We start from the raw sequence: 16,685 nt of genomic DNA on the forward strand, positions 1-16,685 counted from the left end.
GAGTGCGAGGGGGACGGGCGCCCAGGAGAACATGACGGGGCGTCATTTCTGGTCTGCCGGTCCAGCGCGGGCCGAGAGATCGCCCGCGTGGCCGACACCGCACACCGCGTCGCACCACGTCGCACCGCGCGTGGGAGTGCGGTGCCCGTCGCGCCGTCTGCTGGGTGGGGTCCCCGGGTGGCGCCGCCACCACCAGCCCCGCCGCGTACGTCGCCGGCCGTGCCCACACACAGCGAAGAGCCGACGGCCGTCCGCGGCGGCCGCCGGCTTTCGGTGCGTGCGGGTTAGAAGACGCTCACCCCATAGGCGCTGAGTGCCTCAGTCACCGGCTGGAAGAACGTCGTGCCGCCGGACGAGCAGTTGCCGCTGCCGCCCGAGGTCAGACCCAGTGCCGTACTGCCCGCGAACATGGAGCCGCCGCTGTCGCCGGGCTCGGCGCAGACGTTCGTCTGGATGAGGCCGTAGACGATGTCGCCGCCGCCATAGTTGACCGTCGCGTTGAGGCCGGTGACGGTGCCGCTGCGCAGACCGGTGGTGCTGCCGCTGCGCTGGACCGCCTGGCCGACGGAGGCGTTGCCCGCGCCGGTGATGTCGCGGTAGCTGCCGTTGTAGAGGTAGACCCGGCCGTCCGCGGCCGAGGCGCTGGAGTGGCGGATGATGCCGTAGTCGTTGGTCGGGAAGCTGGAGCCGGCGGTGGAGCCGAGCACCGCCGTGTTGGCGGAGTTGGTGTACCAGGTGCCGGCGCCCTCGGTGCAGTGGCCGGCCGTGAGGGCGTAGTACGTCGTTCCGCTGCGGACGTTGAAGCCGAGCGAGCAGCGGCCGCCGCCACTGTAGATGGCCTGGCCGCCCGCGATGAGCTTGTTGAACGTGCCGGGCGTCCGCTTGATCTCCAGGGCGTCGGCCTGTGCGCCGGCCGCCTTCTTGATCTTGACTATCTCGGCGGCCGAGACGGTGTCGTCCGCCGTGACGACGAGCTTGCCCGACGCCTTGTCCGTGTACCACGCGGTACCGGACACGTCCGCGCCGAGCACCGCGTCGCCCGTCTTGGCGAGCTGGGCGGTGGTGGGCCGCGCGCCGTCGCCCGATTCGGCCGAGGCGATGGGGGTGGCGAGCGCGGAGACGGTCAGCAGAGTCGATGCGACGGCGATCAGCCGTGCACGTCTCGAGATGCCGCCGAGGGGGGAAAGGCGCTGGAAGTTCACTACATCCTCCGGTGGGGGATCCCAGGGGCCCGCTGGGTGGGCAGGCCCGTCAGTACGCCGAAGCAGGATGACCATCCGTAGCGGTCATGGGCCTGACAAGCGGCGTGGTAGGAATCCTGGGGTCCGGTTGAGACTTCAACAAGGGCGCCTTTCAGCCGCTCTACGCGCGCCCACCTGCGGGCCTGTTCCCCACCGGGGCAAGCCCCCGCGTCGGCCTGCGCGGCTGGCGCGGGCCGACGCGGCGCTACCGGCCGGACGCGGCCTCCGCCCGCCCGACAGCGAAGTACCGAGACCATTTGCTGACCGGCCGTCAACTGACTTGCGGGTCAGGAAGCGTCGGCGCCCCGTCCGGCGGCCCCGGCGTCCGACGGCCGGTGCGCGGTACGCCGCCTCCGCTGCTCACCGGCCGCCGAGGACCGGACGCCCCTGCGCGGGCGCGGTACGGCAGGTCCCCACGCTTCCCCGGCTCTGCCGTCCGCACCCCCGGCCCCGGCGCCACCGGAAGCCGTGGCTATTGCACATCCGCCCCACCGGCCCCGGGCCGCCCTTGGGCAACCTCCGCCTCATCCCGCGCCCGCCGCACACCTCGGCCACGCACCGTTCCACCGACCGCGCCACGCACCGTCACACCTCGCCGCGCAGCGTTATGCGCCGATCCCTACTGTTCGTACGCCGAGCGCGCCTGTCCGGTTCTGGCCAGTGGCGCTGCCCCCGCCGCCGGAAGCCGGGCGTCTCGGCCCCTGATTCCCCGCGCCGCGGCCTTCCGGGTGACCTCAGGGGCGGCCTCCTGGTCATCCCCGATTCCAACCACCCCGCCCGGAGGGCATGGTTGGGGACATGACACAGGACTCCGCGATCACCCCGCCGCCACCCCGGCGTCGAGCCCTGTCCGAGGGCGCGTGCCCGATGCTCGTGCCCACGCACACACGCGCCCGGCTGTCCGTGCCCGAGTGCCGACCTCAACGCCGTTGAACGCGCCGCGCTTCCCCCACGTACTACTCACCAACTCCCCCATGGGCTGGGCGCGTGACCGACGACAGGCGGGCACGCGCCCAGCATCTCTCCCGCCCAGCGCCCAGCACCTCTCGCGCCACGCGCCCGGCGCCTCTCCCGCCCCGCGATCAGCACCTCTCCCGCCAATCGCCCGTCAGCCACCCACGGCGTGCGACACCGTGTAGATCAGCAGCCCCGCCAACGCCCCCACCACCGTGCCGTTGATCCTGATGAACTGCAGGTCCCGGCCGATGTGTGCCTCGATCTTCTTCGACGTGTGCTCCGCGTCCCAGCCGGCCACCGTCTCGCTGATCAGCGAAGTGATCTCGCCGCGGTACGTCGTGACCACGTACACCGCCGCGTCCTCCAGCCACCCGTCCAGCTTCCCCTGCAGCCGCCCGTCCGTCGCCAGCCGCCCGCCCAGGGAGAGCAGCGAGGCCCGTACCCGCAGGCGCAGTTCGCTCTGCTCGTCCTCCGCCGCCGAGATGATCATGGTGCGTACGGACGCCCAGGCCGAGGCGATCACGTCCTGGACCTCGCCCCGCCCCAGAATCTCCGACTTCAGCCGCTCCACCTTGGCCCGCGTGTCCGCGTCCGACTGGAGGTCCGACGCGAAGTCCGTCAGGAAGCGGTCGATCGCGCCGCGCGCCGGGTGGTCCGGCTCGTCGCGCATCTCGGAGATGAACCGCAGCAGCTCCTTGTAGACGCGGTCGCCGACCTTCCGGTCCACGAAGCGCGGCGTCCAGCCCGGCGCCCCGCCCTCGATCGCCTCCATCACCGAGTCCGCGTGCAGGACCAGCCAGGCATACGCGCGGGTGCAGATCAGGTCGACCGCCCGGTCGTGCGCGCCGTCCGCGACGACGCTCTCCAGCGCCTTCCCGATGCCCGGCGCGATCTCCGCGGCGTCCGCCCGCCGCGTGATCGCCTCCCCGACGACCGCCTGGACGTCGGAGTCGCGCAGGACGGTCAGCGCGCCGCGCAGCGCCGTGGACAGTTCCTCCGTCACCCGGTCGGCGTGGTCCGGCTCCGCCAGCCAGGCGCCGACGCGGGCGCCGATGCCGATGGCGCGCAGGCGGGTGCGTACGACGCCCTCGGAGAGGAAGTTCTCACCGACGAAGGACCCGAGCGTGGTACCCAGCTGGTCCTTCTTCGTCGGGATGATCGCGGTGTGCGGGATGGGCAGGCCCATCGGGCGCTTGAAGAGAGCCGTTACGGCGAACCAGTCCGCCAGCGCGCCCACCATGCCCGCCTCCGCCGCGGCCGCGACGTACGCCGGCCAGCCGCCGACACCCGACCGATCCGCCCACGTCGCCAGGACATAAATCACAGCGACCAGGAGCAGCAGCCCGGTGGCCGTCGCCTTCATGCGGCGTACGCCCTGGCGCTTCTCCTCGTCGGCCGCGCTGTACGCGAAGGGCGGAAGCGGGGCGGCCGAGGACCCGGGAACCTCCTTGCCAGACATGCCGTCAGTTCCGGTTTTCATACGATCCATCCGCTCCACCCGTTCGCTTCACCGTCTGCCTCGCACGCACCGTCTCGTACCTGATTTTCCCTACCTGACCTACTCGTGGAACGCGCTGCGAGTTCCCGGCGTCTACCAGGGCGGTGCAATGGCGCATCATGGAGTGAGTTCGAACGGAGCCTCGGGCTCCCCGCGCCCGAGGAGATACACCGAGCATGACCAAGCGCAACGGTTATGCCCTGCTCGCCGCGCTCGCCGCGGTGGTGGTCCTCATTTCGGGGGCCATATTCGCCGGAGCGACGCTCGGCGGTCACGGCCCTGACGACGACACGCAGACCCGTCCCCGCACGCCGCTCCGTTCCGCGGCCCCCGCCACCTCCGCATCCTGGATCGGCACCTGGTCCACCGCGCCCGCCATGGCCGAGCCCGGTACGGAGCATGGGTTCCCGGGACGTTCGATCCGTAACGTCGTGCACACCAGCATCGGCGGCAGCAGCGCCCGCATCACCCTCTCCAACCTCTTCGGCCTTCAGCCGCTGCGCATCACGCACGCCTCGATCGCCGTCGCCGCCACCCCCGGCGCCCCGACCGCCGCGAACGGCTCCATGCGCCACCTGCTCTTCGGCGGCTCCCCCTCGGTCGTGATCCCGCCCGGCGGACAGGTCGTCAGCGACCCGGCCCTGCTGAAGGTTCCGTACGACGCGGACCTGCTGGTCACCACCTACTCCCCCACACCCAGCGGGCCGGTGACGCACCACCCCCGGGCCCGCCAGACGTCGTACGTCGCCGAGGGCGACCGTACGGAGGACCCGCTCGGCGCCGCCTACACCGGGCAGACGCCGTACTGGCGCTACCTCACCGCCGTCGACGTACTGAGCGGCAAGGCCGAAGGCGCCGTCGTCGTCATCGGTGACTCCATCACCGACGGCGTCACGTCCACGGCCGGCGCGAACCGCCGCTGGACGGACGTCCTCGCCGACCGCCTCGACGGGCGCTACGGCGTCCTCAACGCGGGCATCAGCGGCAACCGGCTGCTCAGCGACGGCACGGGACCGAGCGGCCTCGCCCGCTTCGACCGTGACGTACTCTCACGCTCCGGCGCGAAGGCGGTCGTCGTCGTCCTCGGCATCAACGACATCCTGCGGCCGCCGCACGAGCTCGACGCGGCCCGCATCACGGCGGGCCTCGAGCAACTCGCCCGCCAGGCGCGAGCGCGCGGCGTGCGGGTCATCGGCGCGACGGTGATGCCGTTCGAGGGGACGCGGGCGCACACGCCGCGGCTCGAAGCGGTGCGGGACAGCGTCAACGAGGCGATCCGTACGCGCGGCATCTTCGACGCGGTCGTGGACTTCGACGAGGCGCTGCGCGACCCGTACGCCCCGGACCGGCTCCTCCCGGCGTACGACTCGGGCGACCACCTGCACCCGAGCGACGAGGGCTACCGGCGCATGGGCATGGCGTTCGACATCGCCGGCCTCAACAGGAGCACGGACGCGGCCGGCGTGTGAGCACGGCGGCTCGGCGGTAGCGCGAGCGGGGCGGTGTCGAAGGCCGTGGCAAGGGCAGCGGTCAGTCCAGCTCCTTGCGGTCGGCCTCGGCCTTCTTCGCCAGCTTCTCCTGCTTGCGCGCCTCCTTGAGGCGCTGCTTCTCCGCGCGGGTGATCTTGCGTTCGACGCCCACCCCGCCCATCAGCGCGAACCCGGTGATGGTCACCCGCGGCGAGTCCGGCGCCACCGGCTCCGACGACTGCGTCGTCAGGTCGCCGAAGCCGCCCATGAAGCCGATGCCCTTGACGTTCACGTCCAGGCCCGGCGGCACCGTGACCGCCAGCCCGCCCATGATCGCGAAGCAGCGGATCACGGTGTCGCGGTCCTCGAAGCGCGCCTCCCGCAGGTCGATCTCGCCACCGCCCATCAGCGCGAACGCCGTGAACCTGCGGCCCACCGTCCACGTGCCCTTGCGGCCGAAACCGCTCCAGAAGGCGAAGCCGCCCCTCGACGTGGCCGGCCCGCCCATCCTGGACGCCCAGGCGACCGGCGTACCGGAGGAGGCAGGCGCCGCGAGCGGTGCGACCGAGCCGCCCGTGCCCGGCACCGGCAGGTCGCGCACCAGCGGCTCCAGCTCGTCGTGCGTACGTGCCTTGTAGACGGCGTCGAGACGCTGGTCGAACTCCTCCATGTCCAGCCGCCCCTCGGCGACCGCCTCGCGCAGCACCTCGGCGACCCGCTCACGCTCGGCGTCGGAGGCGCGCATTTCCGGAAGTCCACTGCTCATACCGACCAGACTAGTCAACTGGCGCGCCCGGTCCCAGGGTTCGCGGGCAGAGATCAGAGTGCCGAGCGGTCCGCGTACATCTTCGCGATCACCGCCTCGATGTCCGGCTCCCGCACCGACAGGTCCACCAGCGGATACCGCTCCGCCACCGCCGCCACCAGCGGCGCCGCCGACACCGACGCCGGGAACGCCAGCCACTGCCTCGGCCCCTCCACCTTCACCACCCGCGCCCCCGCCACCTCGACCGGCGGCAGCTCGCGCTCCAGGTCCACCACCAGCGTCCGCTCGCTCTCGCCCACCTCGTGCAGCCCGGCCAGCGCGCCGTCGTACACCAGGCGCCCGTGGTCGATCACCATCACCCGCTTGCACAGCTGCTCGATGTCGGTCAGGTCGTGCGTCGTCAGCAGGACCGTCGTGCCGCGCTCCGCGTTCAAGTCCCGCAGGAACGCGCGGACCTTCGCCTTCGAAACGACGTCCAGGCCGATCGTCGGCTCGTCCAGATAAAGCACCTCGGGGTCGTGCAGCAGCGCCGCCGCGATGTCGCCCCGCATCCGCTGGCCGAGCGACAGCTGCCGTACTGGTACGTCCAGCAGCTCACCCAGGTCGAGGAGTTCGACACAGCGGGCCATGTTCACCTTGAAACGGTCGTCCGGGATGCGGTACATCCGGTGCATCAGGCGGTAGGAGTCGCGCAGCGGCAGGTCCCACCACAGCGTCGTCCGCTGCCCGAACACCACCCCGATGTGCCGCGCCAGCCGCGTCCGCTCCCGCGCCGGGTCGATGCCCGCGACCCGCACGCGGCCGCCGCTCGGCGTGAGGATGCCGGTGAGCATCTTGATCGTGGTGGACTTGCCCGCGCCGTTCGGCCCGATGTAGCCGACCATCTCGCCGCGCGGCACCGAGAAGCTGATCCCGTCGACCGCCCGCACCTGTGTCTTCTCGCGCCGCAGCCGGCCCGTCCTCCTGCGGACGTCGAAGACCTTCTCGACGCCGTCCAGCTCGATGAAGTTCTCGATGAGGTCCTCTTTCACAACCGTCTTCACGACCGTCTCCATGACGTGTCAGCTCCCCGTGCTGCGGTACGAACGAAGGCCCACCCGCCACGCCGCCCCGGCCAGCGCACAGCACACCCCCGCCACCAGCGGCGGCAGGAACGCGAGCCACGACGGCAGGTCCAGGGGGTACGGGCGGTCCAGCACGTACAGCGCCGGGAGCCAGTTGACGAAGGCCAGCGGCAGCACGAAGGTCACCCCGCGTACGAGGTCCTTCGCGAAGACCGTCGGCGGGTACTGGAGCAGGGTCGTGCCGCCGTACGTGAAGGAGTTCTGCACCTCCGACGCGTCCTGCGCCCAGAACTGGAACGCCGCCCCCGCCACGAAGACCGACGCGAAGATCGCCGCACCGCTCAGGATCATCACCGGCAGCATCAGGATCTTCAGCGGCGTCCACGCGATGTCCAGCGACAGCAGCGCGTACCCGAGCACCAGCAGCCCCTGTGTGATCCGGCCCAGCCGGCGCAGCGCGAAGCGGTCCGCCGCGATCTGCGCGAGGACCGGGACCGGGCGTACGAGCAAGGTGTCCAGCGTGCCGTCGCGCACCCGGCGACCCAGCCGGTCCATCGAACCCATCACCAGGTCCGAGAGACCGAAGGCCGTGCCCGCCGTCCCGTAGAGGAAGGCCACCTCGGGCAGGGTGTAGCCGCCCAGCGTGTCCACGTGGGAGAACATCAGCAGGATGCCGACGAAGTCGAGGCCGGTCGCCGCGAAGTTCCCGAAGGCCGCCATCGCGAAGGACGCCCGGTAAGCCATCGTCGAGCGGATCCACATCGCGGCGATCATCCGGTACGCCCGGACTCCGGCCCGCAGCTGCCCGACGGCCCCCAGCACCTCACCCACCTCGGCGGCCCCGGCCACCCGCGTGCTGTCCGTCGCCTCAGCCACCCTGAACCACCACCCTGCGCGTAGCCACCGACTGGAGCAGCCGCCCGGCCGTCAGCAGCACCGCCGCCCAGCCGATCTGGAAGGCGTACGCACGGGCCAGACCCCAGCCCGTGTGCTTGCCGAGGAAGACGTCGGCCGGGATCTGGAGCAGCGCCGACCAGGGCAGCGCCTGCGCGAGCGTCCCCAGGCCGCCGGGGAAGAGGGTGAGCGGCAGCACCATCCCGGAGAAGAAGAGCCCGACGAGCCAGGTGATTTGCGCCACGCCCGCCCCGTCGAGCAGCCAGAACGCGGACAGCGCCACCAGGAACCGGATCGCGAAACTGACGACGACGCCGAGCGCGACGGCGACCAGGAAGGCCGCCCACACGAACGGGTCGCCGGGCAGCGCCAGCTCGAAGGCGAGCGCGCCGAGCGCCATCGGCACGACCCCGCGCCCGAGCAGGTGGAACGCGGCCCGGCCCAGATCGCTCGCCAGCCAGAAGAACTGGAGGTCGGCGGGGCGGTAGAGGTCGATCGCGATGTCGCCGGTACGGATCCGCTCCATCAGCTCGTTCTCGAAGCCGCCCCCCATCATGGCGGCGGTCATCAGCAGCGCCTGCCCCAGCCACACATAGGTGAGGGCCTGCGAGAGGTCGTACCCGCCGAGCTGCGGACGCTCGTCCCACAGGGCCGTGAAGGTGTAGGCGACGATGAAGCCGAAGACGGTGTTGGTGAACACCCCGGCCGCCGTCGCCACCCGGTACGTCGCATGACGCCGGAACCCACCGGCCGCGACGACCGCGTATAAGCGCACGCCGCCCCCCAGATTTCGATCAGATTCGATCTACGCCCCAAAACGCCCGACCCTAGCCCAATGGGGTCAGCCGCCGCAGGCATTTTGTGCCGGGGATTGCTGGGGCTTCGAGGGCATGCCGCCCGGTGCGTGCACTATGGGCGTACCAGCCGAATCGCCCGATACGACACCGTTATGCCGGAGAGTGAACCTCTGGCCGCGCCCAGGGAGTCTTCACCAGCATGAGCGACGAGCCACAGCAGCCCCAGGGGTGGGCGCCCCGGGACCCCTCAGACCCCTCCCACCCCACGGGCAACGAGGGGAAGCAGGCCGGGAAGAACAGGACCGGCAAGGCCGCCGAGCGCGACGAGAACGGCAAGAAGATCCGCCGCAAGCGCACCGGCCTGCGCCGTCTGATCCCCACCTGGCGGATGCTCCTCGGAACGTTCCTGCTGCTGGCCCTGCTCCTGATCGGCGCGTTCCTCGCGGGCTACACCCTCGTCAAGATCCCGGCGGCCAACAGCGCCGCCACCTCCCAGAGCAACGTCTACCTCTACGCCGACGGCTCCCAGCTCGCCCGCGACGGCGAAGTCAACCGCGAGAACGTCAAGCTCGCCCAGATCCCCAAGACCGTCCAGCACGCCGTACTGGCCGCCGAGGACCGTGACTTCCACTCCGAGCGGGCCGTCGACCCCCAGGCCATGCTCCGCGCCGGCTGGAACACCCTCACCGGCAAGGGCAAGCAGTCCGGCTCCACCATCACCCAGCAGTACGTGAAGAACTACTACCTCGACCAGGAACAGACGGCGACCCGCAAGGTGAAGGAGTTCTTCATCGCGATCAAGCTCGATCGCGAGGAGAGCAAGAACGACATCTTCGAGGGCTACCTGAACACCAGCTACTTCGGCCGCAACGCCTACGGCATCCAGGCCGCCGCCCAGGCGTACTACGGCAAGGACATCGACGAGGTCACCACCGCCGAGGGCGCCTACCTCGCCTCGCTGCTCAACGCGCCCAGCGCGTACGACGTCACCGCCCACCCCGAGAACAAGGCCGCGGCCCTGAGCCGCTGGAACTACGTACTCGACGGCATGGTGAAGGAGAACTGGCTCAGCCCCGCGGACCGCGCCGCGGCGAAGTTCCCCGCGCCGCACGAGGCGAAACCGGCCTCCGGACTCTCGGGGCAGCGCGGCTACATCGTGCAGGCCGTCGAGGACTACCTCACCAACAACGAGATCATCGACGAGGACACCCTCGCCACCGGCGGCTACCGCATCACCACGACCCTCGAGAAGCCGAAACAGGACGCCTTCGCCGAGGCCGTCGACGACAAGGTGATGTCGCAGACCAGCAAGGACCGCAAGGCCGACCGCAACGTGCGCGTCGGCGGCGCCTCCATCGACCCCGCGAGCGGCAAGGTCGTCGCGATGTACGGCGGCATCGACTACACGAAGCAGTACGTCAACAACGCGACGCGCCGCGACTACCAGGTCGGCTCCGCCTTCAAGCCGTTCGTCTTCACCTCCGCCGTCGAAAACGGCTCCACCACCCAGGACGGCGTACAGATCACACCGAACACCGTCTACGACGGCACGAACAAGCGGATGGTCGAAGGCCCCAACGGGCCCACGGGGTACGCCCCGGAGAACGAGGACCAGGGCTCGTACGGCCCGGTGACCGTCCGCACGGCCACGGACAAGTCGATCAACTCGGTGTACGCGCAGATGGCACAGGACGTCGGCCCGGCCAAGGTCAAGGACACCGCCGTCGACCTCGGCATCCCCAAGAACACCCCGAGCCTCGACGCGTACCCGTCGATCGCGCTCGGCGTCGCCACCGCCAGCGTCCTCGACATGACGGAGGCGTACGCGACCCTCGCCAACCACGGTGAGCACGGCACGTACACGATCGTCGAGAAGATCACCAAGGGCGGCCAGACCATCAGCCTCCCGCAGTCGGACACCGGCTCCGACCCCGAGCAGGGCGTTTCGCGCGAGGCCGCCGACACCACGACGTCGATCCTCAGGAGCGTCGTCGACGGCGGCACGGGCACGGCGGCCCAGTCCGCGGGCCGCCCCGCGGCGGGCAAGACCGGCACCGCCGAGGAGGACAAGGCCGCCTGGTTCGCGGGCTACACGCCCGACCTGGCGACCGTCGTCGCGGTGATGGGCCAGGACCCGGAAACCGGCGTACAGAAGCCGCTGTACGGAGCACTGGGACAGCCGCGCATCAACGGCGGCGGCGCGCCCGCGCAGATCTGGGGCCAGTTCACGGCCGCCGCGCTCGAGGGCAAGCCGGTGCAGGACTTCGAACTGCGGACGGCGCCGGGCTCGGACGAGCCGGCCGACCCGCCGTCCGAGGAGGAGCCGGACACCGGCGAGTCCGGGGGATCCGAGGAACCGCCGGCGAGCCAGAGCCCGGACGACCCGACACGGAGCCCGACCACCGGCGGCGGCCAGAACACGGGCGGCACCACGGACACCGGCGGCACCACCGGCTCCCCCGGCACCGACGGCGGCCCCACCGGCACCGGCGGCGGCCCCACCGGCACCGGCGGCACGGGCGGCGGCGCCGACACGGGAGGCACCGGCGGAGCGACAAGTACCGGCGGCACCACCGATGCGGGCGGCGCCACCGGCACGACGGGCGCGACCGGAGGCGGAGCGACGGACAGCGGCGGGACGGACGGCGGGGGCGACACCGGAGGCACCACGGGCCCACCGTCCGACGGCCTGCTGAACGGCCCACGCGGCCGCACCTGACCGGCGGGCACCCACCGGCGACGCTCCCTACGGACCGCGCTAATGCCCCGAGGTCGCCTTCAGCCCCACGACGGCGACCAGCAGCAGACACACGAAGAAGATCCGGGCGGCGGTCGCCGGCTCACCCAGCACCACCATGCCGAGCACCGCCGCACCGGCCGCACCGATCCCGACCCACACGCCGTACGCCGTACCGATCGGCAGCGTCTTGGCGGCGTGCGACAGCAACATCATGCTCGCGACGATCCCCGCACCGGTGAACACACTGGGCCAGAGCCTCGTGAAGCCGTCGGTGTACTTCATCCCGATCGACCAGCCGACCTCGAGCAGACCGGCGACAACAAGCAGAACCCAGGCCACGACGGGCACCTCCGAAGACGAAACGCGAACAGCGATACATCGGGATGCGTCGTCTTTGCCTTACAACCCGGTACGGCGCGTCTCGTCGGGGGTGCTTCCAACATAGCAAAGGGCAGCGAAAGGGGCCGGTGACCCCGGTCACCGACCCTCACACACCCTGTCTGCCTACAAATACAAGCCGGTCGAGTCCTCGGACACCCGCTCCGACGCCACCGCGTGCAGATCGCGCTCCCGCATCAGCACGTACGGGATGCCGCGCACCTCGACCTCGGCCCGGTCCTCCGGGTCGTACAGCACCCGGTCGCCCGGCTCCACGGTCCGTACGTTCTGGCCGACCGCGACCACCTCGGCCCAGGCCAGCCGCTTGCCCACCGCCGCGGTCGCCGGAATCAGAATGCCGCCGCCCGAGCGGCGCTCGCCCTCGGGACTGTCCGACCTGACCAGCACCCGGTCGTGCAGCATCCGGATGGGCAGCTTGTCGTGCGTGGTGTTCTCGCTCACGCCTCGAACCTACCTGTCCTCGCGCCCGCCATCGGCCGGAGGGTCAGCCGCGCCTGCGGCGCGCCGACAGGGCGAGCAGCCCCACCAGCCCCACAGCCACCAGCGCCACCGGAACGAGCCGCTCGAAACGCGGCGAGCCGTCATCCGACACGAACTGCGCCTTCACATCGGAAACCGTCCGGTTCACCGCGACGAACGCCCGGCCCGCGGTCTGGTCCACGGTCGAGGCGACCCTGGCCTTCGCGTCACCGACGATCGTCTTCGGGTGCAGCCGCACCCCGATCTCGTCGAGGGTCACGGCCAGCTGCTCACGCCGGCTCTTGATGTCCGCCTCGATCTGCGCAGGGGTCCTGGCATCCGACACTGCGCTGCCTCCGTGGTCGTGGGCCGAATCCGGTAGTCCTTCATCGACAGTCTGTCAGCTCGGGCCGTCCCCTACCCCACGGCACCCCCATTACGCTCGGGACGTATCCGCACGACCGTCGTGCAACCCCCGCACGAGCAACCCCCGCACGAGGAGACCGAGACCCGATGAGCGAGCGACTCCAGCCCGGCGACACCGCCCCCGACTTCACCCTGCCCGACGCCGACGGAACCGAGATCTCCCTCTCCGCGCACAAGGGCCGCAAGGTCATCGTCTACTTCTACCCCGCCGCCCTGACCCCCGGCTGCACCAAGCAGGCCTGCGACTTCACCGACAACCTGGAGCTCCTGGCCGGCGCCGGATACGACGTCATCGGCGTCTCCCCGGACAAGCCGGAGAAGCTGGCGAAGTTCCGCGACAAGGAAGACCTCAAGGTCACGCTCGTCGGCGACCCGTCCAAGGAGGTCCTCACGGCGTACGGAGCCTTCGGCGAGAAGAAGCTGTACGGCAAGACCGTCACCGGCGTGATCCGCTCCACGATCGTCGTGGGCGAGGACGGCAAGGTCGAGCGCGCCCTCTACAACGTGAAGGCGACCGGTCACGTGGCGAAGATCATCAAGGATCTCGGCATCTGACAGTCCCGCAGCGCTGTGACCAAGGTCCCGGAATCAGGGGACCTTGGTTTGCGGCATCAGATAAAAGGCAGAGGTTCCACTCGGACATGGGACACGCGTCCGAGGAAAGGAACCTGCCATGGCGGCCACTGGCCCCGGCCCCGAGGTTCTGAGGCGGGCTTGCCCATCCGGGCACCACTAGCAGTGCTTCGCCGGGCGACACCGGGGTCATCGACCCGGTGCCGCGCAGCGCGATGCGGCCGCCGCGGGGTACCCCGCGGCGGGCCACCACCTGACGATGTCGACGTGCACGCCCGACTTCAGCAGCTGTACAGGAGTACGGGGTACGAGGCCGGCCCAGCGGACTACTCGAGCCCGAGCTTCTCGCACTCGGCCTTGAGCTCGGGGACGCAGATCTGCTCCACCGTGTAGAGGCCGTCAGCGACGACGGTCTCCTTGATGTTGCCCTTCGTCACTGCGATGACGGGGATGCGGACCGTCGGGATGGACTCCTCGGTCGGGGTGTCGATGTCCGTGTGCGCGGCGGCGCCGAGCGACATGTTCCTGGCCAGCAGGATGGCCATCTCCGCGGCGCCGGCTGCCTCCGGTGCGTACTGCTTGTAGACGGTCATGTACTGATCACCGGCAACAATGCGCTGCACGGCCTCCAGTTCGGCGTCCTGGCCGGTGACCGGCGGGAGGTCGGTGACACCGGCGGCCTTGAGCGCGGCGATGATGCCGCCCGCCATGCCGTCGTTGGCGGAGTAGACGCCCTTGATGCCGTCCGCGCCGAGGGAGGCGATCGCGGCCTCCATGTTCGCCTTGGCGTTCTCCGGCTTCCAGTCCTTGGTGTCGTACTCGGGGCCGATCTCGACCATGCCGTCGAGCTCGGTGTGGGCGCCCTTCTTGAACATGGCGGCGTTCGGGTCGGTGAGGGCGCCGTTCATCATCACGACCTTGCCCGACGCGGACCTGGGCACCGAACCGGCCCCGACTTTGCCCTTGAGGGCCTTCAGCAAGGACTTGCCCTGGATGTGGCCGACCTGTTCGTTGTCGAAGGAGACGTATCCGTCGATGGGGCCCTCGGCTAGGCGGTCGAAGGCGACGACCGGGATGTCGGCGTCGTCCGCCTTCTGTATCGCGCCGGCTATGGCCTTGGAGTCCACCGCGTCCACGATCAGCACGTCGACCTTGTCCTCGATCATGGATTCGAGCTGTCGCGTCTGAAGATCGGCGTCGTTCTTCGCGTTTGCGTAGCGGACCGTGCCCTTGCTGCTGGTGAGCAGAGCGATGCGCTCCTCGATGACCGGCTTGTCGAACTGCTCATAGCGAGCGGCCTGGTTCTCCGGGAGCAACAGACCAACAACGATGTCGTCACTGAGCCTCACACCCGGTTCCTCGGCCGTCCCCCCGCAACCGAAGAGGGACATCGCCATCGCGGGGGCGGCGGCTGCGACGGCGGCACGACGCAGAAGTGCGTTCATTGGTTAAATCCAAGCTCCCTGACAGGCCGCAACAATTGCGGCCAAGCTGGCCGAAAGCCAACTCTGTGGTGAGGGAAGCGTCAAGATGCGTCCGATTAACGTGACCGCAACGTGATTCTCCGTAAACAAGCGTTCAATCATCTGTAATCGCAGGGGCCGGAGCCGGACCCCACGATCCGGAAGCCAAGAGCAGGAGAGCAGACCACGCGGAACGCGCGGAAACCACGCGAGGCGTGGCGGACCGGCGACTGGGGCTCACTGGCTTCGGCTGCTATCGCCTGGTCGGTCCCTGACCGCAAGCCGCTGTCCGTGCACATCGGGGCCGAGAGCCGCTGGTTCGGTGTCTCCGGCTGGAGCCGAGGGGTCGAACTCATCACCGGAACCACGCCCGACTTGGCAGATGTCGTCAGGGCCGGGGTGGCGTGGGGGCAGGGCATGAGCCTGCCTGAGCTGCGGGCAGAGTTGCCGTTCCTGCGCTCCAGTCAGCGCGCCGCGGCTCGCGAACATGGGCCGGCCGCAGTCGTGGAACTGCAATGGCGCGTGATGCGGGAACAGGCGGCCGAGGCGCCGCATTTCCCTGCGTTCGGAGAACTCGTGGAAGCAGCACATGCCGAGTGGCAGCTGCGACAGCTCCATGTGTCCTCCAGCCACTGGACGCTTGGCTTCAGCTCCTGCACCGGGTTCCCATTCAAGAACGAGGTGGCCATCACCCCGTCTTACGACGGCAGCCCCTACCGCGTGCTGAAACATCCTCACGCCGACGTCATCGGGGAGGCCGCCACGGCCGAGGAGGCCGTGGCCCTGGCTGTGGCGCACCTCCCCGCAGCTCTCGGTCCGGCTGTTGAGGGAACCGCCGAATGAGAGTGGCGCGCGCGGCAGCAGGGAGCGGCAAGCCGAAACCCTCCACCAACGTGACGGGCGACCTACGGACCGGCTGGTGCGCGGGTGGAGCGCGGCAGTTGACATGAGGGACTCGGGCCGGGTCGGCGTCCGCCCCCACCGGTGGCCGACTGGGCCACGAGCAAGTGGCCGGGCCTGGTGGGCAGATGGGCGCCGAGGCGCCTTGTGGCTGACAACGGCTCGGCCCGGCCCGAATTGCCACGCCCTCACCAGCACCTGCCGCAACCGCCGAGGGGAGCGTCGAACAGCCCTATAACCTTGCGCCGCATACCCCATGAGCCGCTAGCCAGATACCATGGTTGCTGGCTGGCGGCCGTGGCGCAGCAGGTTGACGCGATCGGTTTAGGTCCGATTTGTCCGTTTAGGACTAGGTGGGTTCGAATCCCATCGGCCGCACAGGGTGAAGGGCCGCCCCACTGGGGCGGCCCTTCAGCACGTTCAGCCCAACAGCTCCCGCACCACCGGTACCAGTGCCCGGAAGGCCTGTCCGCGGTGGCTGATGGCGTTCTTTTCCGCCGGGGTCAGTTCCGCGCAGGTTACGGCGTGGCCGTCCGGCTGGAGGATCGGGTCGTAGCCGAAGCCGTTCGTGCCGGCCGGGGTGTGGCGGAGGGTGCCCTGGAGGCGGCCTTCGACCACGCGTTCCGTGCCGTCGGGGAGGGCCAGGGCCGCCGCGCAGGCGAAGTGGGCCGTGCGGTGCGGGGCGTCGATGTCGGCCAGCTGTGCCAGGAGCAGGGCGAGGTTCGCCCTGTCGTCGCCGTGGGTGCCCGACCAGCGGGCCGAGAAGATGCCGGGGGCTCCGCCGAGGACGTCGACCGCCAGCCCCGAGTCGTCGGCCACCGCCGGGAGGCCGGTGGCCCGGGCCATGGCGTGGGCCTTCAGGAGGGCGTTCTCGGCGAAGGTGACGCCGGTCTCCTTGACGTCGGGGATCTCGGGGTAGGCGTCCGCGCCGACGAGGTCGTGCTGGAGACCTGCGTCGGCGAGGATCGCGTGCAGCTCGGTGATTTTCCCGGCGTTGCGGGTGGCGAGGATCAGGCGGGTCATGCCCCCCAGTATCTAC

15 protein-coding genes, 1 tRNA gene and 1 riboswitch are annotated in these 16,685 nt (G+C 70.3%); of the genes, 5 read left to right on the forward strand and 11 right to left on the reverse strand.

Going from position 1 to position 16,685, the window contains the following annotated elements:
* Positions 1-284: 284 nt before the first annotated feature.
* Together ACWIHY_RS12720 and ACWIHY_RS12725 are read right to left on the reverse strand one after the other, a co-directional pair.
* Positions 285-1,202, reverse strand: a complete 918-nt coding sequence (locus ACWIHY_RS12720; RefSeq protein ID WP_454375652.1) for a S1 family peptidase — start codon at positions 1,200-1,202, stop codon at positions 285-287.
* 1,147 nt (positions 1,203-2,349) lie between these two features.
* Positions 2,350-3,657, reverse strand: a complete 1,308-nt coding sequence (locus ACWIHY_RS12725; RefSeq protein ID WP_454375653.1) for a DUF445 domain-containing protein — start codon at positions 3,655-3,657, stop codon at positions 2,350-2,352.
* 215 nt (positions 3,658-3,872) lie between these two features.
* Here ACWIHY_RS12725 and ACWIHY_RS12730 point away from each other — a divergent pair, with 215 nt between their 5' ends.
* On the forward strand, positions 3,873-5,165 hold the full coding sequence (locus ACWIHY_RS12730) for an SGNH/GDSL hydrolase family protein (protein WP_454375654.1): 1,293 nt from the start codon (positions 3,873-3,875) through the stop codon (positions 5,163-5,165).
* A gap of 61 nt (positions 5,166-5,226) precedes the next feature.
* On the opposite strand, the gene ACWIHY_RS12735 is transcribed toward ACWIHY_RS12730, so the two are convergent.
* Genes ACWIHY_RS12735 through ACWIHY_RS12750 form a run of 4 tightly spaced genes read right to left on the reverse strand, consistent with a single transcriptional unit; the run spans position 5,227 to position 8,664 of the window.
* Positions 5,227-5,931, reverse strand: a complete 705-nt coding sequence (locus ACWIHY_RS12735; protein WP_454375655.1) for a DUF1707 SHOCT-like domain-containing protein — start codon at positions 5,929-5,931, stop codon at positions 5,227-5,229.
* A 53-nt stretch (positions 5,932-5,984) separates the two neighbouring features.
* Entirely contained in the window at positions 5,985-6,974 is a 990-nt protein-coding gene (locus tag ACWIHY_RS12740; protein WP_454375656.1) for an ABC transporter ATP-binding protein, read from the reverse strand.
* Positions 6,975-6,992: 18 nt separating this feature from the next.
* A complete protein-coding gene (locus ACWIHY_RS12745) occupies positions 6,993-7,844 on the reverse strand; it encodes an ABC transporter permease (RefSeq protein ID WP_454375770.1) in 852 nt (283 codons plus the stop codon).
* 19 nt (positions 7,845-7,863) lie between these two features.
* Positions 7,864-8,664, reverse strand: coding sequence for an ABC transporter permease (locus ACWIHY_RS12750; RefSeq protein WP_454375657.1), 801 nt, complete (start codon positions 8,662-8,664; stop codon positions 7,864-7,866).
* A 221-nt stretch (positions 8,665-8,885) separates the two neighbouring features.
* Between ACWIHY_RS12750 and ACWIHY_RS12755 the strand changes: the two genes are divergently transcribed.
* Positions 8,886-11,405: a transglycosylase domain-containing protein gene (locus tag ACWIHY_RS12755; RefSeq protein WP_454375658.1), complete on the forward strand. Its 2,520-nt coding sequence runs from the start codon at positions 8,886-8,888 to the stop codon at positions 11,403-11,405.
* Between the two features lie 39 nt (positions 11,406-11,444).
* On the opposite strand, the gene ACWIHY_RS12760 is transcribed toward ACWIHY_RS12755, so the two are convergent.
* From ACWIHY_RS12760 to ACWIHY_RS12770, 3 genes are all read right to left on the reverse strand, one after another.
* On the reverse strand, positions 11,445-11,765 hold the full coding sequence (locus ACWIHY_RS12760; protein WP_138897668.1) for a DMT family transporter: 321 nt from the start codon (positions 11,763-11,765) through the stop codon (positions 11,445-11,447).
* 43 nt (positions 11,766-11,808) lie between these two features.
* Positions 11,809-11,877: riboswitch (guanidine-III (ykkC-III) riboswitch) on the reverse strand.
* A 53-nt stretch (positions 11,878-11,930) separates the two neighbouring features.
* Complete coding sequence (locus ACWIHY_RS12765) at positions 11,931-12,266, reverse strand: GroES family chaperonin (protein ID WP_028811655.1); 336 nt, start codon at positions 12,264-12,266, stop codon at positions 11,931-11,933.
* A 43-nt stretch (positions 12,267-12,309) separates the two neighbouring features.
* The gene (locus ACWIHY_RS12770) at positions 12,310-12,630 is read right to left on the reverse strand and encodes a DUF3618 domain-containing protein (RefSeq protein ID WP_454375659.1); all 321 of its coding nucleotides are present in this window, start codon (positions 12,628-12,630) and stop codon (positions 12,310-12,312) included.
* Between the two features lie 167 nt (positions 12,631-12,797).
* On the opposite strand from ACWIHY_RS12770, the gene bcp reads away from it, so the two are divergent.
* On the forward strand, positions 12,798-13,265 hold the full coding sequence (bcp, locus tag ACWIHY_RS12775; protein ID WP_454375660.1) for a thioredoxin-dependent thiol peroxidase: 468 nt from the start codon (positions 12,798-12,800) through the stop codon (positions 13,263-13,265).
* Between the two features lie 344 nt (positions 13,266-13,609).
* Here the strand turns inward: bcp and ACWIHY_RS12780 are convergent, their stop codons facing one another.
* A complete protein-coding gene (locus tag ACWIHY_RS12780) occupies positions 13,610-14,728 on the reverse strand; it encodes a sugar ABC transporter substrate-binding protein (protein ID WP_454375661.1) in 1,119 nt (372 codons plus the stop codon).
* Between the two features lie 309 nt (positions 14,729-15,037).
* On the opposite strand from ACWIHY_RS12780, the gene ACWIHY_RS12785 reads away from it, so the two are divergent.
* Complete coding sequence (locus tag ACWIHY_RS12785) at positions 15,038-15,589, forward strand: DUF6193 family natural product biosynthesis protein (RefSeq protein WP_454375662.1); 552 nt, start codon at positions 15,038-15,040, stop codon at positions 15,587-15,589.
* 348 nt (positions 15,590-15,937) lie between these two features.
* Positions 15,938-16,024, forward strand: a tRNA-Leu gene (locus tag ACWIHY_RS12790).
* A 42-nt stretch (positions 16,025-16,066) separates the two neighbouring features.
* On the opposite strand, the gene rdgB is transcribed toward ACWIHY_RS12790, so the two are convergent.
* Complete coding sequence (gene rdgB / locus ACWIHY_RS12795; RefSeq protein ID WP_454375663.1) at positions 16,067-16,669, reverse strand: RdgB/HAM1 family non-canonical purine NTP pyrophosphatase; 603 nt, start codon at positions 16,667-16,669, stop codon at positions 16,067-16,069.
* Positions 16,670-16,685: the final 16 nt, after the last annotated feature.

The sequence above is a fragment of the Streptomyces sp. NPDC055287 genome (genome assembly GCF_053646035.1).